This is a genomic window from Phocaeicola intestinalis (assembly GCF_014837065.1).
Classification (GTDB): domain Bacteria; phylum Bacteroidota; class Bacteroidia; order Bacteroidales; family Bacteroidaceae; genus Phocaeicola; species Phocaeicola intestinalis.
This window is the reverse complement of the sequence record NZ_JACSPP010000011.1, coordinates 59,067-80,902: the sequence shown is the minus strand read 5'-3', so window position 1 is coordinate 80,902 and position 21,836 is coordinate 59,067. Positions and strand designations below refer to the sequence as shown.

General features: G+C 46.7%; 17 protein-coding genes and 4 pseudogenes. 9 read left to right on the top strand and 12 right to left on the bottom strand.

The window, feature by feature from the left end; all coding sequences use genetic code 11:
• Window positions 1–180: 180 nt before the first annotated feature.
• On the bottom strand, window positions 181–1,356 hold the full coding sequence (locus H9625_RS05645) for a hypothetical protein (protein WP_191763358.1): 1,176 nt from the start codon (window positions 1,354–1,356) through the stop codon (window positions 181–183).
• Between the two features lie 139 nt (window positions 1,357–1,495).
• Window positions 1,496–1,861, bottom strand: a pseudogene (locus tag H9625_RS05640) (mobilization protein); the annotation flags it as partial.
• Between the two features lie 199 nt (window positions 1,862–2,060).
• Here H9625_RS05640 and mutS point away from each other — a divergent pair.
• Window positions 2,061–4,649, top strand: coding sequence for a DNA mismatch repair protein MutS (mutS, locus tag H9625_RS05635; protein WP_191763362.1), 2,589 nt, complete (start codon window positions 2,061–2,063; stop codon window positions 4,647–4,649).
• 197 nt (window positions 4,650–4,846) lie between these two features.
• Here the strand turns inward: mutS and H9625_RS05630 are convergent, their stop codons facing one another.
• On the bottom strand, window positions 4,847–5,410 hold the full coding sequence (locus H9625_RS05630; protein WP_317173078.1) for a hypothetical protein: 564 nt from the start codon (window positions 5,408–5,410) through the stop codon (window positions 4,847–4,849).
• Between the two features lie 225 nt (window positions 5,411–5,635).
• Between H9625_RS05630 and H9625_RS05625 the strand changes: the two genes are divergently transcribed.
• The 4 genes from H9625_RS05625 to H9625_RS05610 all read left to right on the top strand — a co-directional run bounded on the left by H9625_RS05625 (window position 5,636) and on the right by H9625_RS05610 (window position 8,384).
• Window positions 5,636–5,860: a hypothetical protein gene (locus tag H9625_RS05625; RefSeq protein ID WP_191763356.1), complete on the top strand. Its 225-nt coding sequence runs from the start codon at window positions 5,636–5,638 to the stop codon at window positions 5,858–5,860.
• Between the two features lie 367 nt (window positions 5,861–6,227).
• Window positions 6,228–6,398: a hypothetical protein gene (locus tag H9625_RS05620; protein WP_158098033.1), complete on the top strand. Its 171-nt coding sequence runs from the start codon at window positions 6,228–6,230 to the stop codon at window positions 6,396–6,398.
• 27 nt (window positions 6,399–6,425) lie between these two features.
• Complete coding sequence (locus tag H9625_RS05615; RefSeq protein ID WP_225226284.1) at window positions 6,426–7,145, top strand: porin family protein; 720 nt, start codon at window positions 6,426–6,428, stop codon at window positions 7,143–7,145.
• 30 nt (window positions 7,146–7,175) lie between these two features.
• Window positions 7,176–8,384 (top strand): S41 family peptidase, encoded by a 1,209-nt coding sequence (locus H9625_RS05610; protein WP_191763354.1) that lies wholly within the window; start codon window positions 7,176–7,178, stop codon window positions 8,382–8,384.
• Between the two features lie 60 nt (window positions 8,385–8,444).
• On the opposite strand, the gene H9625_RS05605 is transcribed toward H9625_RS05610, so the two are convergent.
• Entirely contained in the window at window positions 8,445–9,002 is a 558-nt protein-coding gene (locus H9625_RS05605; protein ID WP_317173077.1) for a hypothetical protein, read from the bottom strand.
• A 290-nt stretch (window positions 9,003–9,292) separates the two neighbouring features.
• Here H9625_RS05605 and H9625_RS05600 point away from each other — a divergent pair, with 290 nt between their 5' ends.
• Both H9625_RS05600 and H9625_RS05595 read left to right on the top strand, forming a co-directional pair.
• Window positions 9,293–9,664 carry a winged helix-turn-helix transcriptional regulator gene (locus H9625_RS05600; protein ID WP_087213101.1) on the top strand — a complete coding sequence of 124 codons (372 nt, stop codon included), beginning with the start codon at window positions 9,293–9,295 and terminating at the stop codon, window positions 9,662–9,664.
• A 199-nt stretch (window positions 9,665–9,863) separates the two neighbouring features.
• A complete protein-coding gene (locus tag H9625_RS05595) occupies window positions 9,864–12,542 on the top strand; it encodes a TonB-dependent receptor (protein WP_394354919.1) in 2,679 nt (892 codons plus the stop codon).
• Here the strand turns inward: H9625_RS05595 and H9625_RS05590 are convergent.
• Window positions 12,539–12,709 carry a hypothetical protein gene (locus H9625_RS05590; RefSeq protein WP_158098033.1) on the bottom strand — a complete coding sequence of 57 codons (171 nt, stop codon included), beginning with the start codon at window positions 12,707–12,709 and terminating at the stop codon, window positions 12,539–12,541. The genes H9625_RS05595 and H9625_RS05590 overlap by 4 nt on opposite strands.
• A gap of 93 nt (window positions 12,710–12,802) precedes the next feature.
• Between H9625_RS05590 and H9625_RS05585 the strand changes: the two are divergent.
• A pseudogene (locus H9625_RS05585) lies at window positions 12,803–13,978 on the top strand (hypothetical protein); the annotation flags it as partial.
• A gap of 39 nt (window positions 13,979–14,017) precedes the next feature.
• Window positions 14,018–15,052, top strand: a pseudogene (locus tag H9625_RS18105) (hypothetical protein); the annotation flags it as partial.
• Window positions 15,053–15,186: 134 nt separating this feature from the next.
• On the opposite strand, the pseudogene H9625_RS05580 reads toward H9625_RS18105, so the two are convergent.
• The 7 genes and pseudogenes from H9625_RS05580 to H9625_RS05550 form a co-directional block, all read right to left on the bottom strand.
• Window positions 15,187–16,382, bottom strand: a pseudogene (locus H9625_RS05580) (multidrug effflux MFS transporter).
• A 207-nt stretch (window positions 16,383–16,589) separates the two neighbouring features.
• Complete coding sequence (locus H9625_RS05575; protein WP_013618447.1) at window positions 16,590–17,954, bottom strand: ammonium transporter; 1,365 nt, start codon at window positions 17,952–17,954, stop codon at window positions 16,590–16,592.
• Window positions 17,955–17,998: 44 nt separating this feature from the next.
• Window positions 17,999–18,355 carry a P-II family nitrogen regulator gene (locus H9625_RS05570; RefSeq protein ID WP_013618448.1) on the bottom strand — a complete coding sequence of 119 codons (357 nt, stop codon included), beginning with the start codon at window positions 18,353–18,355 and terminating at the stop codon, window positions 17,999–18,001.
• A 74-nt stretch (window positions 18,356–18,429) separates the two neighbouring features.
• A complete protein-coding gene (locus tag H9625_RS05565; protein WP_022040779.1) occupies window positions 18,430–19,134 on the bottom strand; it encodes a hypothetical protein in 705 nt (234 codons plus the stop codon).
• A gap of 457 nt (window positions 19,135–19,591) precedes the next feature.
• Window positions 19,592–19,954 (bottom strand): hypothetical protein, encoded by a 363-nt coding sequence (locus H9625_RS05560; protein WP_022040778.1) that lies wholly within the window; start codon window positions 19,952–19,954, stop codon window positions 19,592–19,594.
• Between the two features lie 70 nt (window positions 19,955–20,024).
• Entirely contained in the window at window positions 20,025–20,741 is a 717-nt protein-coding gene (locus H9625_RS05555; protein WP_191763350.1) for an outer membrane beta-barrel protein, read from the bottom strand.
• A 21-nt stretch (window positions 20,742–20,762) separates the two neighbouring features.
• Window positions 20,763–21,758 (bottom strand): TolB family protein, encoded by a 996-nt coding sequence (locus H9625_RS05550; RefSeq protein WP_022040776.1) that lies wholly within the window; start codon window positions 21,756–21,758, stop codon window positions 20,763–20,765.
• Window positions 21,759–21,836 lie beyond the last annotated feature (78 nt).

Here is a 21,836-nt window from a genome sequence, read left to right as displayed (position 1 = left end):
ACGGTGGTGTGAGAGGTCGGTAAACATGAAAATAGGAGATAAACACCTATGATTAGTGTTTACCTCCTACTCGATTAAGAAGCAAAAAGAAAGGGGGCTTAACTTACTTGAGTTTGCCCCTTATCTTGATTTTGGCATTAACAGTTCCGCTCGGTATTGATGATTTGTCTAACCCTATCTTTATTCAACTTGCGACAGGTCATTTATTAATACTTGCTCTAATTGTGGTGCTAATGGGGTTACTATTGTGCTATCTATATTCCACTTAACTTGGGAGGCTAATTTTGACTTCAAAGTTTTTTTGTACAGTTTCATTTCGTCTTTTGTAATATACTCATGTTCCAACACATACAGTTCATCAATGATTTCAATCATCTGTTCTTTAATGTCTTTTTTGTGACTAAAGAACAACTTTCTATAGTTCTTTCTGTTTATCAAATCCATATAAGACTGATATTCCGAGTTATAGATATAATTCTCTGTCTGATAATAGTTTTCGAGACAAGTAGTGTAACCGAAAAGTGTTTTGGGAGTCTTTTTTTTAGTTGCAAGTACATCGTATTCCACTCGTAAAACTCTTTGTATTGTATCTATCCTTATTACGCCTCCAACCACTTCATTTAATCGAAGTCGGCTATCTATGCTATCAGTAGTAAATTTCCAACCTTCTTTTTTCAACGTTTCCATTAGAGTGAGACCATCCAAACTGGGTGTGTAAATGTATTTATCTACAAGAGTATTTGCTCTTTCCTTGTCCATATCTATCAATGAATCGTTTTGGAAGTTACGAATCTTGATTGCAAATCTTTCCGCATCTTTATGTTTTGTGTCAATAAAGAAATCCAAATATCCATCCCTGAAATATTTCATACAGGAATCATTCAATTGATAACTTCTGAAGTAAGTCTTGAGATGAATATATTCTCTATTCTTCGCCGTAACTGTTACTGCGTTCAACTGATACTCAATGGGGTTTAGATAAATAGGGATATCCTCCTTAAATAGAGATGATTTAACACTTTTAGGCTTATAGGCAATATGCTGAATAGTAACAACTTCATCGTTCAAGTCTTGAGGTAATGTACCATCTATATCCGTCGTACCTATGACTGCCCCTTTGCTATTTAGAATCTGTGCGTATGATATACGTTGACCGGTCGTTTTGTCAAGCAAGACAGCTTGCCCCGAAACGTTAAGACTCACAAATAGTAATAAGAGTAAAATTGCAAAGCCTCGACATTCATACTTAATAATTGTCCGTAAGAAATCATTGCACATGATTCTTACTTTTACTTTTTTAATGCCCATCGCTGTGTCATTTTGTTCTTTAATATTCAGTTTTTCTTCTTTTGACATACAAATCGTAGATTTTATTCATTTGGGAAATGCCTGTCTGTGATTCTTTATTTACTTAGGCGGCACAAAAATAGGAATAAAAAAGGAGCAACCAACATTTTTTGATTACTCCTTCTGTTCGATACGAGTGAATTAATGTTTATAATCTAAATCCACCTCCTTTTCTCGGTTCATTAGGTGCTTTCCGAAAACCATGCCCTAACTTGCCAAACTGTTCTTTGAACCATTCACCAATCGGTTGCCTGTTTATGGTCAGAACCAGTTTATTGTTATCGCTCGGATTCCTTTCCACCTTGAAAATATCATTCTTGATGTCAAACTTCCGCCTGTGTTCTTCGGAATAAATCCTGCCATTGCACCTGATAGCTTCTTTCTTTGTCAAAAGGTTCTCTATCATTTCTTTGGTAAAGCCGATGGTAGCGCACAACTTTTCCATTCTCAACATCTCCTTGAGCATAGGAAACCATTTGAATGCCTTTTCAAGCAAGGTATTCAACCGTGATAGTACGCTCGGCATGAGTATTAGCTAGGCTTCGTTATTATGTTCATCCGTTCATGCAGGTACTTGCGCCGGGCGTTGCAGATACTTGCGTCACGGAAGGCAGATATTTGGGAAATTTTCGTACCTTTGCAGGTACGGACAACACATTAATAAAAGAAAGGACAACACAGTGGCTAAAGATAATGACGTGGTATTGACCCCCATGATGAAACAGTATTTCGACCTGAAGGCGAAGCATCCCGACGCGCTGATGCTTTTCCGGTGCGGCGACTTTTACGAAACCTATTCCGAAGATGCCGTGACCGCTTCGCAAATACTGGGAATAACCTTGACCAGGCGTGCCAACGGGCAGGCGAAGACGGTGGAAATGGCAGGATTTCCGCACCATGCCCTCGATACGTATTTGCCCAAGCTGATACGTGCCGGAAGGCGTGTGGCTATCTGCGACCAACTGGAAGACCCGAAAACCACGAAGAAGCTGGTGAAGCGGGGCATTACCGAGCTGGTGACGCCGGGCGTTGCCATCAGCGACAATGTGTTGTCGTATAAGGAGAACAATTTCCTTGCCGCCATCCATTTCGGGAAAACCGCGTGTGGCATCGCTTTTCTGGACATCTCTACCGGCGAGTTCCTGACCGCCGAGGGGCCTTTTGACTACATCGACAAGCTTCTGAATAATTTCGCTCCCAAGGAAGTGTTGTTCGAGCGGGGCAAGAAACCCATGTTCGAAGGCAATTTCGGAAGCAAGTTTTTCACCTTCGAGTTGGATGACTGGGTGTTTACCGAAGCTTCGGCACGCGAGAAACTCTTGAAGCATTTCGAGACCAAGAACCTGAAAGGCTTCGGCGTAGAGCATCTGAAGAACGGCATCATCGCGGCAGGGGCTGTCCTGCAATACCTCGACATGACCCAGCATTATCAGATAGGGCATATCACTTCGCTGGCACGCATCGAGGAGGAACGCTATGTGCGGCTGGACAAGTTTACGGTGCACAGCCTGGAGCTGATAGGCAGCATGAACGAGGGAGGCACCAGCCTGCTGGACGTGATAGACCATACCATCAGCCCCATGGGTGCCCGTCTGCTGAAACGCTGGATGGTGTTTCCCTTGAAGGAAGTAAAACCGATTAACGCCCGGCTGGATGTAGTGGAGTATTTCTTCCGCGAGCCCGACTTCAAGGACTTTATCGAAGAGAAGCTGCACCGTATAGGCGACTTGGAACGCATCGTATCAAAAGCCGCGGTGGGACGTATCTCCCCTCGTGAGGTGGTACAGCTGAAAGTGGCGCTCCAAGCCATCGAACCCATCAAGAATGCCTGCCTGAACGCGGACAACGAAAGCCTCCGGCGCATCGGGGAGCAGTTGAATCTCTGCGTCTCGATTCGGGATAAAATAGCGAAGGAGATAGTGAACGACCCGCCTCTGCTGGTGAACAAGGGCGGAGTGATAGCCGACGGAGTGAATGCCGAGCTGGATGAGCTGCGCCGCATTTCCTATTCGGGAAAGGATTACCTGCTTCAAATCCAGCAACGCGAAATCGAGCAGACCGGCATCCCCAGCCTGAAGATTGCTTATAACAATGTGTTTGGCTATTACATCGAAGTGCGGAACGCACACAAGGAGAAAGTGCCTGCCGAGTGGATACGCAAGCAGACGTTGGTGAACGCCGAGCGGTATATCACGCAGGAACTGAAAGAATACGAAGAGAAGATATTGGGGGCGGAAGATAAAATCCTGATACTGGAAACCAAGCTTTATAATGACTTGGTGGCAGACCTTGCCGAGTTTATTCCGGCTATCCAGATCAATGCCACGCAAATCGCACGTCTGGATTGCCTGCTCTCCTTTGCCGATGTGGCGTGCGAGAACAAGTATATCCGTCCGGTGATAGCCGACGATGATGTGCTCGACATCAAGCAAGGACGCCATCCGGTCATCGAGAAGCAATTGCCCGTGGGCGAGAAATACATTGCCAACGATGTCTATCTCGATACGGAATCACAACAGATTATCATTATCACGGGACCTAATATGGCGGGTAAGTCTGCCTTGCTCCGCCAGACGGCACTTATCACGCTCTTGGCTCAGATAGGCTGCTTCGTGCCAGCCGAAAGTGCGCATATCGGGCTGGTGGACAAGATATTCACCCGTGTCGGAGCAAGTGACAACATATCGGTGGGCGAATCAACGTTCATGGTCGAGATGAATGAAGCCGCCAATATCCTGAACAACCTCTCTCCCCGAAGCCTGGTGCTCTTCGATGAGTTGGGGCGCGGCACTTCCACATATGACGGCATCTCCATTGCATGGGCTATCGTAGAGCACATCCACGAGAACAAGAAAGCCCACGCCCGTACGCTTTTTGCCACGCACTATCACGAGTTGAACGATATGGAAGCACTCTTCCCGCGTATCAAGAACTATAATGTAACGGTCAAGGAGGTCAATAATAAGGTGATTTTCCTTCGCAAGCTGGAGCGCGGAGGGAGCGAACATTCGTTTGGTATTCATGTGGCAAAAATGGCGGGCATGCCCCAAAGCATCGTGAAGCGTGCCGATGAAATCCTGCACCGTCTGGAGCAAGAGAACCGGCAGGAAGGCATGGCGTCGCGTCCGAAGGTACAGGCTTCTGCTCCTAAAGACGGTGTCCAGCTCAGCTTCTTCCAGCTTGACGACCCCGTGTTGTGCCAGATACGGGATGAAATCCTGCATCTGGATGTGAACAACTTGACACCGATAGAAGCGTTGAACAAACTGAATGACATTAAACGTATCGTGACAGGAAAGTGAGGGTATTTATTATTTTATAATTTATGCGAATCAGGAGTTAAACGTAGTTATGTTTCACAGGAGTTATAGGAGTTAAAGGTCAATAGTCTTGCTTCTGAAAACGATGCAAAAAGTATTGGCGTCTAACTCCCAGTCCGCCAGGCGGACGATAACTCCTTATAACTCCCTTTTAACTCCTGATTGGTTTTATTCGATAATTATTTGTAGAGTGCCTTACTCAATTCTTCCAGTTCGGCTTCTCCCGGCAGTCCGGGGAAAGCTTTCTTCATGTCGTCCATAAAAGCTTGTGCCGTCCGGTTATTGCCGAGCACCTCTTTCATCTTTTTCAGATAGGCGATTTTGAACTTTACCGCATCGCGCTTTGCCGCACCTCCGTGTCCGCCGATGAACAGTTCCGCTCCTGATGCCAATGACTTTTCCGCTTCTGCTATTTCCGCATCAATGGCAGCCGGAGAAGAAACCTGCAAATGGCTTACGTGTGCCTTTGCCGGAGTCCAGTGCGTATAATAAGCCTTGCCTCCTATCAGGATGCTTGCGCCCGGAAAATCGGATGTCGCTCCGTGACGGAACTCGAACGGAATTCCTGCCCAAGTCTGCGTAGTGCCGAATGCCACTTCCGAAGCCTTGCCTGTAGGCATGTCGGTCAGGGCATCGCCGAAAGCCTGCGCGAATCCTTTCATCATGCCGCCATAGATTTCCCCTTTCGTAAATTGGGGCATACCTTCCGCCATCACCACCTCATGATTTCCGGTTCCGCCCACATGATAGTCCGTGATGCGTGTCTCTACCGTTTTGCCCAGTTTGGAAAGATAAGCTCTTATTTGTTTAATGAGTTATTACTTACTAAAAGTGCCTTTATTTCCTTTTGTGCTGCAAAGTTACCAAGAGGAATTTAATCGTACAAGTAGGTACTTGAACATCAGATACTTACGAAAATGTAACCATTGTTGTGTATAAGTAAGAAGCTGTTTTGAATTTATCGTGCGATGATTTGGGATGAGTTTTTGAGGCATTTTCGCTTCTGTGATGAGGAAGATAGCGGGCTATCTGACGAAGAACAGGAGCGAAAAGGACCAAAAAATCGCCCAAAGCACACACGAAAACGGATACATCAAGACAAGAAAAACTTTCTGGAGAAATTCAAAACAGCTTCTAAGTTATCTGCGAATATTTTTTTGAAAAAAATGAGCGAATATCTGTGGCTTTACTAAATTGCTTGTAGGGCAGACCTATATTTCTGTTCGTATGCATTCTGTAGATGCTTTTAGGTGAAGATATGGATTTTCTTTTACGGGAAAAGCTTTTTGCATGTGAGTGTAAATCAGTTGTTTAGGACAAAATAGACTATATGACTGACAAAATGAACCTTCTTGTCCGGCATATTTATGATTTGTTTCAAGAAGTTAGCTTATCTTTACACAGTCAGCAAAAGACCAGCCTACGCGTTATTATATATAGGTGTGGGGCGGTGTTTGCATTATTTTGTGCGTACTGGTAGAGAACTTGTTTCCGTATGGGAAGGTGGTTTGAGCCTGCATGCAATAATGCTTTTAGAAGCTGTTTTGGATTTATCGTGTGATGATTTGGGATGAGTTTTTGAGGCATTTTCGCTTCTGTGATGAGGAAGATAGCGGGCTATCTGACGAAGAACAGGAGCGAAAAGGACCAAAAAATCGCCCAAAGCACACACGAAAACGGATACATCAAGCCAAGAAAAACTTTTTGGAGAAATTCAAAACAGCTTCTTAATGGTTGTGATAAATTTTATGTAAATCTATGAGACAGAACAGATTCTTATTTTTACTTCTGTTTGCCGTGGTTGGGGTGTTACCTGTTGCGGCGCAGTGGCGTGTTGGTTTTCAAGCCGGTTATACGCACAATTCGCTGACCACGGAGTCCGGTTACTTTTATGACCGGCGTTATGTGGCTTTGGGTGGTTTCACGGCGGGTTTACCCGTGCAGTATGCTTTCAATGATTGGTTGGCTGTGCAGGCTGAGGTGTCCTATGTACAGAAGAACTACGGGATGCGTCGTTCGGGATTTTTCGAGCCGTTGCACGAGGACATGACCAATCATTACTTGTCCGTGCCCGTATTTGCCCGTTTCTCCTTTGGTGGCAAACGGTTGCGCGGTTTCCTCGATGCGGGTTTTTATGCAGGCGGCTGGCTCTCCAGCCGGCGCGAGGGGACGACATTTGCTATGTTTTCTGAGCCTGAAGGTGTAGAAAATCCTTCTGACGTGAGTGACAATACTATTTTGTATACCTATGATGAGAAATATGCATTCGACTCCCGGCGTGACAACCGTTTTGAGGGAGGTGCCTTGGTGGGAGTCGGTCTGGAGTATCGCTTCACTCCCGTATGGGCAGTCGTAGCCGAATGCCGTTACCACCATAGCCTGAGCGATATGCAGAAAGACTATATGAAGGATCGCGTGCCGCGATACCTGAACACTTTCCTTTTCCAAGTAGGCGTACTGTTTACCTTGGGTGATTAATGAACCGATTATGATAAAAAGATGAATAAAATGAAAGCAAGGATACGTTTGATGGCCGGAGTGTTGATGGCCGTGTGTGTATTGGCCGCCTGTCGTGACGAAATGCCCGATATGCAGAATCCGCGGACTGATATAAATATTTATAATTGGTCGCAGTTGTTCGATGCCTATTGGTCGGGCATGAACTATAACTACGTGTTTTGGGACATCGACCCGACGGACTGGGATGCCGTGTATGACGAATACAAGCCCCAATTTGATGCGTTGGCGGACAAAGGTTTCAGCGATAAGGCAACGAATGAGGAAGCTTTCGGAATGTTGGAAGAGTTGTCTTCCGGATTGATTGACGGGCATTTCGGATTGACACTAACTCTTCCTTCGGGTACAGTCCTTTATCGTCCGGCAGAGGGACGGAAAGAGCAGCGCCCTAATTATCATCCTTTTGATGAACAGACGCTGGAGGATTATGCAAATATGTTGTTAGGCTTGCACGATGCAGGCAGATTTTCTGACGCACGCTTGGTGTTGGCTCCAGAATCAGGCAATGCGCTTTATGCCAGTGGCATCTTGGACGAGGATATCGTCTATTTCCGTTTGTCGTCGTTCATGTTGACCGAACATGTCGGAACAGGTGATATCGTTGATCAGATAGTCGCGAACTATCACGACCTGTTGGACAACTATCCGACGGTCGAGGGGGTCATCATCGATGTACGCCACAATATCGGAGGTAATCTGTCGGATTTGCCGATAGTGTTGGGTAAGTTCGTGGATGAGGAGAAAATGTTGTTTTATACTCGTCAGAAAAATGGTCCCGGACGGTTGGATTACACGCCGTGGACTCCGGAAGTGTTGAAACCAACGGAGCGGAGCCGTGATTTGGATGTGCCTATAGTAGTGATGGCAGACATGAATTCTATCAGCATGGCCGAGATGACCACCCTAGCCGTGCTGGGCTTGCCTAAGGGTTGCTTCATTGGCGAACGGACCCATGGGGGAACAGGTACCATTGCGGCTGACAACATCGCATTTGATCAGTTTTATGGTGGCTATTTCAATATAAACGACATCCTGGAGGTATATACCACCATGACCATGATGAAGGACCTTGACGGTGTCAACCACGAGGGTGTCGGCATACCTCCCACCATTGAAGCGCCTTTCGATGGGGTTAATTTGCTTCAAGGCATTGACACCCAGTTGGAACGTGCCGTGGAGTATATCCATACGGGAAAATGATTATTGAGGGTGTATCAAAATATCATTTCTATTTTGATACACCCTCAAGCATTACATTTATTATTTGTAGAGTGCCTTACTCAATTCTTCCAGTCCGGCTTCTCCCGGCAGCCCGGGGAAAGCTTTCTTCATGTCGTCCGTAAAGGCTTGTGCCGTCTGGTTATTGCCGAGCACCTCTTTCATCTTTTTCAGATAGTCGATTTTGAACTTTACCGCATCGCGCTTTGCCGCACCTCCGTGTCCGCCGATGAACAGTTCCGCTCCCGATGCCAGTGACTTTTTCGCTTCTGCTATTTCCGCATCAATGGCAGCCGGAGAAGAAACCTGCAAATGGCTTACGTGTGCCTTTGCCGGAGTCCAGTGCGTATAATAAGCCTTGCCTCCTATCAGGATGCTTGCGCCCGGAAAATCGGATGTCGCTCCGTGACGGAACTCGAACGGAATTCCTGCCCAAGTCTGCGTAGTGCCGAATGCCACTTCCGAAGCCTTGCCTGTAGGCATGTCGGTCAGGGCATCGCCGAAAGCCTGTGCGAATCCCTTCATCATGCCGCCATAGATTTCACCTTTCGTAAATTGGGGCATTTTGGCAGATTGCGGGCACTCACTATGTGTTTTCAACGAGCTTGTTTCTTGTATACAGTTAGTTCCATTCTATATTCCACGGCGTGGAATGTATATTCCAGCCCATGGAACGTACATTCCAGCCCGTGGAATATATGTTCCGGCTGGTGGAATATAGAATGTAGCTAAGTGCATGAAGGTTTTCAGTTATCGGTTCAATGAAATTGTCTTGTCTTTTATAATAAATAATGTGGAGGATAAGGGCTGATTGCCGCCCATCCGATAAAAGCTTGCTACATAAAAGGAGTTTGATTACTTTTGTAGAGTGAATTGAAAAGCAGTATAATATGGATAGGACAATGATAGAAGATATGATGTTTCCGGATTGCCCGATACGGAACATCTTGGCAAGGCTCTGTGACAAATGGTCGCTTCTGGTTATATATACGCTGAACAAGGCGGGTAAGGAAGTCATGCGCTTCAAGGAGTTGCAGCGCGAAATCCCGGACATATCGCAGAAGATGCTGACCGTAACCTTGCGGACATTGGAGGAGGACGGCTATATTACCCGTACCGTCTATCCGGAAGTGCCTCCGAGGGTGGAGTATGCCCTGACACCGCGTACCCATTCGTTGCTTCCGCACATCAATGCGCTGATAAGTTGGGCGTTGGAGAACAAGGATGCCATTATCGAAGACAGGAAAAGAGTAAAGAAGTAAAACGCTTACATGTCCGTTTCCGGCATTCGGCCTTATTCGGTATGCAGGGGCATACAACTTCTTCAATATTGTAATCTTATTGCAACGGACTTGTAAACGGAAAGTTATCCGATTGTCGTATACCTGTAAAAGGGAAGCTCTTTCTTTGCACTCGGTAAAAGTTTAGTAAAATAAGGTAATGAAAAGAGTTAGAAAATGGATGACTTCGGCTGTTCTCTTATCGATGTTTGCAGCCAATGTTTTTGCGGTTGAGGTAAATGTGAATGTAAAAGGTTGTATCAAGGACCAGAAATCGAAAGAACCTCTTATCGGGGCTACTATCCGGATTGTGGGAAGCAATATCGGAGCTGTAACGGATATAGACGGAAACTTCCAGCTGAAAGGGGTGGAAGACGGTATCTATGACATTGAAATTAAATATGTTGGTTATAAAACAACGGTCAAACGTCAGGTAAAGGTAGAGGATAACAAAGTGACCACACTCGATTTCGAGTTGGAACCCGATACACAAATGTTGTCGGATGTGGTGGTTGTGGCTAAGGCGAACCGCGAGTCGGAGAACGTTACTTTATTGGAGCAAAAGAAATCGGTGGTGGCAATTCAGTCGGTTGGCGCCCAGGAGTTATCCCGCAAGGGTGTGGGAGATGCCGAAGGGGCAGTTACCAAGATATCGGGCATTTCGAAACAAGACGGTGTGAAGAATGTGTTTGTCCGTGGATTGGGCGACCGGTATAACTTGACTACGCTGAACCGTTTTCCGATTCCTTCGGAAGATCCGGAGTACAAGAACATTGCGCTCGACTTCTTTTCTACCGATATTATCCAGTCGGTAGATGTCAACAAAGCTTTTTATGGCAACACGTATGCCGATGTGGCAGGTGCCAACATCAATATTTCTTCGAAAGAACTGGTAGGTTATGGTGAAATCAATGCCAGCGTGTCGGGCGGATTCAATACACAAAGTCTTTCTTCTGATTTCCTGAAGCTCGACGGGGTGAACGCCTTCGGATTTGCTGATAGCAAGCAGCCGGGCGATGATCTTTCTGTATACAACTTCCAGAACCGTTTGGACCCTTCGAAGAAAAGCGGGCTGGTGAACCAGAGTTATAGCATTTCGGGCGGAAAGAAATTTGATATCCACGACAATCCGCTTTCGTTCTACCTGATTGCCAGTCATAACCGCGATTATTCTTATTATGAAGAAGAAGTGCGCAATTCGATTACCACGGGTGAGCTTTCGCAGGATATGCTCGGAAAGAAGTCGAATGTGGAAACTTCGCAAGTCGTGATGGCGAATCTGAACTACTTGCATGATCACAAGTACGAGTTGACATACAATTTCATCATGTTGCACGCTTCGCGCGAGTCGGTGGGCGATTACTTGGGTATGGATGCCGATTACCAGTCTTCGGATACATACGAAGGTTTCATGCGCCGCCAGCAGACCAATGATAACTTGCTTTTCGTCAATCAGCTGGATACCAAATGGGCGTTGGCGGATAAGCTCGATTTTAATGTAGGTGCCGCCTACAATATTATCAAAGGACTGGAACCTGACCGGCGCATCAATAATCTGGTAAAGACCGACCGGGGCTATGTGCCGATGAAAGGTACAGGTATCCAGCAACGTTATTTCTCGGAACTGAATGAAGACGACCTGAATATCCGTGCAGGTTTTACTTATAAACTTCCCGATAACTTTTCACAGGAATCCAACATCCAGTTGGGCTATGCCGGACGCATTGTGGACGATAATTTTACAGCTACCGAGTATGATATGTCGGTAGTGCGTCAGGAAGAGTTTGATATCAATAATGTACGGTTCGATAATTATTATACGCAAGAAAACCTGGACAACAACTACTTTATCCTGGATAAAAACATCGATGAGTATGGAGTAAACAAAAACATCCACTCGGCATACGTGGAAGCCACTTACCAGTTTACCGAAGGCTTCATTGCCAACGTGGGTGTGAAGTATGATAAAGTGAATATGGATGTAGATTATAATGTGAACCGTGGCGGAACGCAGGGAAGCCAGTCCATCAACAAAGACTATGTGCTGCCCAGCATCAACTTGCGTTATAATTTCAATGACAAGCATTCGCTCCGGTTTGCAGCCAGCAAGACTTATACCTTGCCTCAGGCAAAGGAAATATCTCCGTTCCGTTATGTAAACGTTACATTCAATAGTCAGGGTAATCCTGATTTGCAACCGTCGGATAACTATAACGTGGATTTGAAATGGGACTGGTATCTTTCGTCCGGCGAACTGATTTCGGTGACCGGATTCTATAAATACATCAAAAATCCGATTTCACGTATCGAGATTGCCAGTGCCGGCGGATTCCTTTCGTATGAAAACATAGCTGACCATGCTACTGTAGCCGGTGCGGAAATAGAGATACGGAAAGACTTGTTTTCTCATCCGATGCAAGACGGAGGGTTGCAGAAGCTGAGTTTCGGTGTGAACGGTGCTTATACTTACACTTGTGCGAAAGTGCCTCTTGCTACTGACCCGACCGGTTCCCAGTTGGAAGGCGCGGCTCCCTGGCTTGTCAATGCCGACCTGACTTACTTGGTGCGTAAAGGAAGCAACTCGTTTACCAATGCATTGGTGTTCAATTATTTCAGCGACCGTCTGTACACCATCGGTACACAAGGATACCAGGACATTGTAGAAAACGGGATTCCGACCCTTGACTTTGTATCTTCGGCTAAGATTGGCGAGCACTTTACCATCAGCCTGAAAGCGCAAAACTTGTTGAACTCGGTGCATCAGCTGACTCGTAAAGGAAACGCAACCAACGAAGAGGTGGTGTTAAGCAAGTACCGCAGAGGAATCGATTTCAGCCTCGGAGTGGCATGCACGTTCTAAGAAGCTGTTTTGAATTTCTCCAAAAAGTTTTTCTTGGCTTGATGTATCCGTTTTCGTGTGTGCTTTGGGCGATTTTTTGGTCCTTTTCGCTCCTGTTCTTCGTCAGATAGCCCGCTATCTTCCTCATCACAGAAGCGGAAATGCCTCAAAAACTCATCCCAAATCATCGCACGATAAATTCAAAACAGCTTCTAAGCCTGCTTGGAAAAATATAATCAGAACAATAAACCAAACTATAATTTTAACCAAATTATCGAACAATGAAAAAGTTTTTCTTAAACGCGATGTTGTTTGCCGCATTGGCAAGCAGTGTATCACTTACTTCTTGTAGTGACGATGACGAACCCAATGGTGAAAACCCCGGTGGCGGTGAAGAACCGGTAGAAACCGTGGAACTTTCGGGTAATGTAGAAGGAACGATGACCTTGGATGCCAATACGGAATATATTTTGAGCGGTACATTGACTGTGCCCGATGGCGCGACACTTGAAATCCCTGCCGGAACGAAAATTAAGGCAAGACAAGGTTTTGGCAATTATATCATTGTAGCGCAAGGCGGTAAAATCAATGCACGCGGTACCGCACAGGCTCCTATCATCTTCACCGCTGAAGACGAAAGCAATGCCGGACCGGGGTACTGGGGTGGTCTGATTATTAATGGTAAGGCTCCTATTTCAGGCTCTGCAGGAAGTACGGCTACAGGTGCTACCGAAGTGGATAACAACATGCCTTACGGAGGAAGCGATGCTGCCGACAACAGCGGTACCTTGGAATACATTGAATTGTGGTACACCGGCGCACGCTCAAGCGCAGATATCGAACACAACGGTTTGACTTTGAACGGTGTAGGTAACGGTACTACCATTAACAATGTATATATTGTAGAAGGTGCCGACGATGCTATCGAGTTCTTCGGAGGTACAGTAAATGTAAGCAATTTGCTTGCTGTAAACTGTGATGACGATATGTTCGACTTTACTCAGGGGTATTCCGGTACCTTGTCTAACTGCTACGGCATTTGGGAAGAAGGTTTCACCAGCACCGAAGAAGACCCGCGCGGTATCGAAGCCGATGGTAACTTGGACGGAAACGGTGCCGACCATACGCCGCAATCAGACTTTAAGGTAGAAAATATGACCATTGCCAACTTCTCTGCAAGCCAGGCTATGCAGGATGCGATAAAAGTTCGCCGTGGCGCTACGGCACACATCACCAATGCTTTGGTAATGGGTACAGGTGCTGTTGAGAACTTGATTGACCTGAACGATGGCAAAGGCGGTGCAGGTGAAGGTACTGAAATGAGCGTAACCAACCAGTTGGAATCTGCTACTACCGATGGTGACCTGAACGCTGAAGGCACATACGAAGGTGTGGTTATCGAAGCTGGAAACACGGGTGCCAATACCAGTGCGTTGGCATGGACAGGCTATCAGTTTCCAGGCGAAACCGAAGCTCCGGAACCTGCTAAGGCAACCCTTTCAGGCGATATCGCTTCGGATATGACTCTCGATGCGAATACTGAATATACACTCGAAGGTGCTGTAGTAGTGAAAGAAGGTGCTACGCTGACCATCCCTGCCGGATTGACCATCAAGGCAAAAGAAGGTTTTGGCAATTACTTGCTGGTAGAACGTGGCGGTAAGATTATGGCAGAAGGAACTGCTGAGGCTCCCATCACCTTTACGGCAGAAGATGAAGCCAATGCCGGACCGGGTTACTGGGGCGGATTGATTATCAACGGTTATGCGCGCATCTCAGGCGTAGAGGGAACTGTAACCGAAGGTGCTACCGAGATTGATAACAACCAACCCTACGGAGGCGATGACAATGCCGACAATTCGGGCGTATTGCGTTATGTCAAGCTGCTTTATACCGGAGCACGTTCGAATGCCGATGTCGAACACAACGGACTTACACTGAATGCAGTAGGAAACGGAACGGTGATTGAAAACATTTATATTGCTGACGGTGCCGATGATGCCATCGAATTCTTCGGAGGCTCGGTAAACGTAACCGGACTGCTTGCCGTAAACTGCGATGACGATATGTTCGACTTCACTCAAGGCTATTGCGGTACGCTGAAGGACTGCTACGGACGTTGGGAAGCCGGATTCACCAGCACCGAAGAAGACCCGCGTGGTGTAGAAGCTGACGGAAATCTGGACGGAAACGGTGCAGACCACGCTCCGCAATCCGACTTCACCATCGAGAACATGACTATCGAAAACTTGTCTGAAGCAGCCGAAATGGTAGACGCTATCAAGATTCGCCGTGGTGCGAAGGCTACTATTACCAATGCGTTGGTCATCGGTACGGGTGCGGTAGATGACTTGGTTGACTTGACCGATAGCAAGGGCGATGCACAGGCGACTACAACTATCTCTGTAACCAATGAATTGACTTCGACGCTTACAGGCGATGAAATACACGGAACAGGTGAGGTTACCGTAGCCGATGGCAATACCGGAGCTTCTGCCGACCTCTTCGGATGGACAGGATATCAGTTCTGAAAATTATCCACATTCTCGTAAGGAGGATTGTCACGTAAAAAAGAAACGCGGAGAGCATACCACCAACAAGCTTTCCGCGTTTCTTTTGTCGAAAAATCAGATACTTTTGTCATCCAGTACGATTCTTTTCGGTATTACTTGCCGCATGCTACAGCAACCTTGCGTCTTATCAGTCTGCTCAGGGAGATGCGGGCACATAGAAAGGCGCCCAATGAGCCGATGACGAACATGCCGCCCGTAGAAAGCATGATGTCGCCGATACCCACCAACGGAGAAACAATGCCGCCAAAAGCAAAGCCTAACGCACCCAATACCGCAGATGCCGTTCCGGCATGTTGGCGTTCGGCGTTCATGGCTAAGGTGTTGGACGATGTGAATGTCAGCCCCAGCATCACCAACAGGCAGAGCAACAATGTTTCGTAAATCCAAAAGCTGCACGAGGAACCCATCGCTGCCAGCAGGAGGATGGAAACGGCCAGCATGCCCTGGCTTCCGCGATAGAGTACCAGCTCCGGATGGCGGAACCTGACAGATAATGCCGCCGAGAAGACAATTGCCAGCGCATTGGCGCCGAAGCATACGCTGAACGTCATCGGCGAGAAGCCATAATGTTCTTGCATGATAAACGGGGCGGACGATATGTTGGCGAATAACACGCCCTGGGCAAACCCGAACTGCAGGATGTAGCATAAGTACTGGCGGTTACGCAAGACCGCGCCGAAACCGCGGAACACATCTGCCCAGTTTGTTTTTCTCCGGTTAGCTGCCGGAAGTGACTCGGTCAGGTGGAAGCTGCCTGCCAGAAGCAGGATGCCTATGCAGAACAAGCACCAGAAAATGCCTTGCCAGCCGATGCTTTCCGCCAGGATCCCTCCTCCCATCGGAGCAGCTACCGGAGCCACTCCGTTGATGGCGCCTATGATGCCTAACATCTTTGCCAGTTCGCGTCCGGCATATTTGTCGGCGGCTATCGAGCGCGATATCACAATCCCGCTTGCCCCGGCTATCCCCTGCACCAGCCGCCAGCCTACAAACTGCAGGGCGGTCTGCGAATATACGCATCCCAGCGTAGAAACCAGGAACAGAAACATGCCGGCAATCAGCAACGGGCGTCTCCCGTACTTGTCGCTCAGCGGTCCGAAGAACAATTGCCCCGCCGCCAGGCCTATCATGCTGGCGGTCAAGCCCAGTTGGACCATCGAAGAAGATGTGTGAAAAAATCTGCCATCTCGGGGAAAGTAGGCAGATACATATCGGTGACAAACGGCCCGAAGGCGGTAAGCATACCCAAAAAGATTAAAATAAATACACGTGAGTTTTGTCTAGCCATAAATTATCCTTTCTTTTACCGCTGCAAAAGTACCAAAAATGTCGCGTGTACCTCTCTTGTTTGTCACACCCTTTGGCATAAAAAAACATTCTATAACAATATGAGGGGGACGGGCTTTCCCAAGCATGCAGAGGACACAGAACTCCGAGGCTTGTGCGAAGCCTTGGAATTCTGTGTGCCCTTAAAACCAATTCTCCTTGTCAGCTATCAATGATTGTAAGCCGACTCGCCGTGTTCGTAGATGTCAAGCCCTTCTTCTTCTACGCGCTTGTCTACGCGGAGTCCGATGGTAGAGTCTACTATCTTGAACAGGATGAAGGTAATGACCGCGCTGAACACGATAGATACCACGGTTGCTACAATCTGAACCCAAAGCTGGTGCCAGTCGCCGTAGAGAGCGCCTTGAACGCCGTCTTCGCCCGAGATGAAGCGGGTAGCGAATACACCGGTCAGGATAGAACCGATGATACCGCCTATGCCGTGTACGCCGAACGCATCGAGTGCATCGTCATACTTGAATTTCGGCTTGACCGCAGCTACCATGAAGAAGCATACTATCGGCGTGATGATACCGATGCAGAACGCGCCCAGCAGGTCTACCGTGCCTGCCGCCGGAGTGATTGCCACCAGTCCGGCTACGGCTCCCGTACAGGCGCCGATGGTGGTGGGTTTCTTGTTGCAGAGCCAGTCGATGACCATCCACGTGATAGCCGCCATAGCCGTTGCCACATGGGTTACGAGGAAGGCGTTTGCGGCAAGCCCGTCGGCGGCAAGCCCGCTTCCGGCATTGAAGCCGAACCATCCCAGCCACAGGAACGAAGTGCCCATAAAGACGAAGGTCACGTTATGCGGCGTAATGGGATGCCCTACCTTATAGTCCATGCGCTTGCCCAACATAATCGCCATGATTAATGCCGAAATCCCGGCATTGATGTGCACCACCGTACCTCCGGCAAAGTCGATGGCTCCCATTTGCTGCAGGAAGCCTCCGCCCCATACCCAGTGTGCCATCGGGAAGTAGGCAAGGATTACCCACAACGTGATGAACACGATATAGCCCGAAAACTTGATACGTTCGGCAAAGGCACCCAATATCAGCGCGGGGGTGATGATGGCAAACATGCACTGGAACATCACGAATACCAGTTCGGGAATGTTGCCCGCGGTCAGCGTATCCAGGGTGATGCCGTGGAGGAACGCCTTGTCGAATCCGCCTATCACACACGCCAGCGGGTTTCCAGACTCGGCAAAGCTGGTATCGAACGCCCAGCTATACCCGAAGGCTATCCATAAGATGCTGACCACGCCTACGATGAAGAGGGTTTGCATAATGACACTCAATACATTCTTCTGGCGCACTAAGCCGCCATAGAACAGGGCAATGCCCGGAATGCTCATCAATAACACTAAGATGGAAGAGGTCAGAATCCACGCTGTATTGCCCGAATCGAGCGCGGGCATATCCGCTCCGCTTGCCTCCTGTGCCAGCAGGGAAGGCGTGGAAATCAAAAGCATAAGAATCGCCGCGGCATACCTCATCCAGCATCTGCCGCCTTTTGTATATGTATCCATAATAAAATCTCGTTTAGATATTGTATTTGTATGACTTATGTGGCTTATTTCTCTTGTTCGGCGTTATAGAGCGCAATGTCCCCCCGTTCGCCGGTACGGATGCGGATGGCGTCCTCTACCGGGATGACGAAGATGCGTCCGTCGCCTATCTCGCCCGTCTGGGCGGCTTTCAGTATCGCCTGGATGGTTTTCTCTACATTCTTTTCGCGCACCACGATGGAGAGCAGGATGCGCTCTATCGAGCTTGTGTCGTACACCACGCCGCGGTAAATGCGGCCTTCGCGGGTCTTTCCTACGCCCCGCACGTCGTAATAGGAGAACCACTCGATGTCAGCATCCAGCAATGCTTGTTTCACATCGTCGAACCGTGTTCTCCGGATAATCGCTTCAATCTTTTTCATCTTGTATTTGTATTTTGTAGTTAGTACTTTGCCAGAAATGTTATCCCTCAATCTTTTACCTCTCGTTTATCCTATCAAAAACTTAAGCCTGCCACGAAATAGGCGCCTTCTGTTGCCGGGTTCCATATCGCCTGCGCAAAGACGGGCAGGGTCCACGAATCGGTGATTTTCAGTTCCTTGGTGGCTTTAATGCCTACCTCGCTCACGGCAAATCCGTTCTTGCCTCCGTTATAGAAATCGTTCTCCCAGGGCGTGGCGCCTACCGTGGCTTCCCAGTCAAGCCCGCCCAGACGGAAAGGAGCCGAAAGGGCGATGTATGAGGCATACGCACGGTCGCCGTCCGAATTATACCCTACATTGCCGGCGAAATTGGTGTACCAGTTTACGGCAAGCACGCCGAAATCATATCCCACTTGCGCCTCGAACGTGTGGTTCGTGTCGTGTGCTCCGTAATGGAAATACGCCGGTCCGTTGTTGAACCAATAGTCCGTTACAGATACGCTGAACCCGCCGATGCCATACCCCAGCGTAAGGTCGAACTCTTTCGTATCTGACTTCTCGAACCCTACCGACCCCCAAGCCGAGAGCGAGAACCCTTTGTAGGCGATGGAGAGCGAGGGTTGGATGCTGACATTCCCCAAATCTTGCCCGCGCCAAATATATCCGCTCACCAGGTCGGCTCCCACACTTGCTTCCACTTTGTCTTGTGCCATCAGCACTGCTGGAGATAGTATTGCAACTGCAATCCATGCTCCTCCTTTTTTAAGTAATCCTTTCATAGTTTCCTGATTTAATCATTCATACCATTTAAACTAACACATTTACAGTTGTTATCCCGGATAAACATCTTTTTGTTTTATTACACTGCAAATTTATGTCTTTTTGTTTTTGTTTTAAGCTGAATGAGTGCACTTTTTAAGCATAATAGCTTGTTGTGTTTTAAATTGAAAGGATTTTCTATATAATGTGTTGCAAAATGAAAAATATTTTGATGAATTGTGGACGAAATGAAATCAAATAAAGATTTAATGTAAGTAAAAAGATTCAGTATTCCTTGTTTTGTTTTCTTTTTGTTTCTTGTGGGTGAGATTTTGTGTGCAAAAAGAAATGTCAGAAACTGTTTTGAATTTATTGTGTACTGATTTGGAATATGTTTTTGAGAACCCTTCCCGACCTTCCATTATGGGGGGAGGCTGGGAAGGGATGTAATGAGGAAGATAGCGGGTTGTTTGTTTTTTACCTGTTTCCCATATTTATTCGTCGGTAAGTTTCCGGGTCATCATGAGCTATCCCTTCTTCGTCCAATTCGTCAAGAATCATTGTGTCGGATGTTAATTCAACAATTAGAAAAGCTTCCTCATAATTACCGTATTCGTCTGTCCATGAAATATACAAACGGTCTCCATTTAGATAGTAAGTGCCATACTCATCTTCAGAAACAACCTGTCCATCGCTCATAAATATCCATATGCGGGAAGTATGAATTTCAGATTGCCATGCGCCTACAATCGAACTTTCAAGGTCATTATCATCATCCGAGCAGCTTACTGCCATCAATGCCATAACAGTAAATAGCCAAAATAATCGAATTGTTTTCATAAGTATTAAGATTAAAGAAGGTGTGCCGAAATAGGATTTGGCACACCTTACTCTTTGTTTGGTTTATATATCAGAAGTTTAGTCCCAATGTAATAGAAGTGGTTGCGAATTTTGTTTTTTCGGCTATCTCGTTGAAGTCGGTTCCATATTCTACTCCTACATGTAGTACACGGTAATCAAATCCTACACCAAGATGCCAGCCGGCTTGGAAGCGTCCCCAAGCTTCATCGCCCATATCGTCATCATCGAACAGGTTAATATCTTCCGAATCTGTTTCGTCGTTATAAGTTACTTCGGCTTTATTCTTGCCAAGGAGATTTATGCGGAAGTCTAATCCGAAGTAAGGGCTGATGGAAAAGTCGTCTGTGATGTTGAACCGATACAATAAATTTACAGGGATATTCAAAGAAAGCATTGTGATTTTATTTGAATAGCTGGCTTCATATCCGCCATAAGAATCAGATTCTTCGTCCTTATAGCTTCTGTACTGAACGCCTGCACCTACCTCCATGTACAAGGGTAACTTTTGGGTAAGCCCGAAGCCTCTTAACCAACCAACGGTCAATCCTTTGAATTTTATATCATCCGCATCGTCATAATCAAATTTCAACTTTGAAGGATTGTACGATACATAGATGCGATTCCATCCGCTAGTCTTTACGGAAGTGACATCAAATGAACTGCTGTTTGATGTGCTACTGGATGTGCCTGAATTAACGAACTGTGCAGAAGCACTGGTTGCCAAGCCTATAAAAGCCAACAACACAAATAACTTAAACTTTTTCATGATACATAAATTTAAAAGGTATTAGTAATTAAAGTTCATTCGCCAGATATTGGCTGTACCTGAGGTACTTCCACGTTGGGAAATAAAATAGATGTATTTCCCGTCTCTGCTCCATACGGGGCTGAGGTCATCGGCGGCATGGTAGGTGAGTTGTGTCATGTCCGTGCCGTCTGTTCTTGCTACAAATATGTCGGTATTCAAATAAGTGAATGTCCCTGATGTTATTTTGCTGCTTCCTACAAACAACAGCCATTTCCCATCGGGTGAAATTATTGGAGAAGTGAAACTTCGTTCGGGGTCAGAGATAATGCATTCCTCTGTGCCTGTATGATAATTTATTTTCCATATTTCGCTTTTTCCTGCTGCATTGGGACGGGTACATACAAATGCTTGTTCTGATTTTACAGGATACGGATTCATGCCACTGGTGAATGTTGAAAGGAAATTGTTTTGTACATTATAACTCCAGATACTGACACTTTTCAGCTCTTGTCTGGCAAAGAATATTTGTGTCATGTTTGTTGAATAAACGGGGGAATAATCTTGACTTCCACTGGTGATTTGCCGACACACATATCCCTCTTTGGCATCGGTGCGGAATATCTGGTTTGTTCCCCCGCGAGTTTCTGAAAAACAAATGTATTTTCCATCGGGTGAATAAGAAAAGTCCAGCACAGCCGAACGATTGGTTCGTTGTACAGAACCTCCTTGTTTGTTTAAATCTTTTATAAAGATGTTGGTCGTGTTGTTGCGTGCTGAAAGATAGGCGATATGTTGCCCGTCGGTTGAAGTGTCTAATATGCGATTGGAGAGCCAGTCAATGCGTTTGTTCCCGTTCCGTTTTACGATGGGCATACATACACAATCGGCATCTGATGTGATACGGATGAATTGGTTACTGGATTCTTCTGGAACTGAAACTACGGAGTAGTCTACTTGTTGTGCTTGGATATATCCGCCGAATCCGGTGAAAATGCATATGCCTGTCAATATAATTTGCTTTACTTTGTTGTTCATATTTTGTGTGTTTGACTGTTTAGATATACAAAGAAAAAAATATATATTAACAAAATGAAGTAAAAGTGTCCCCAATAA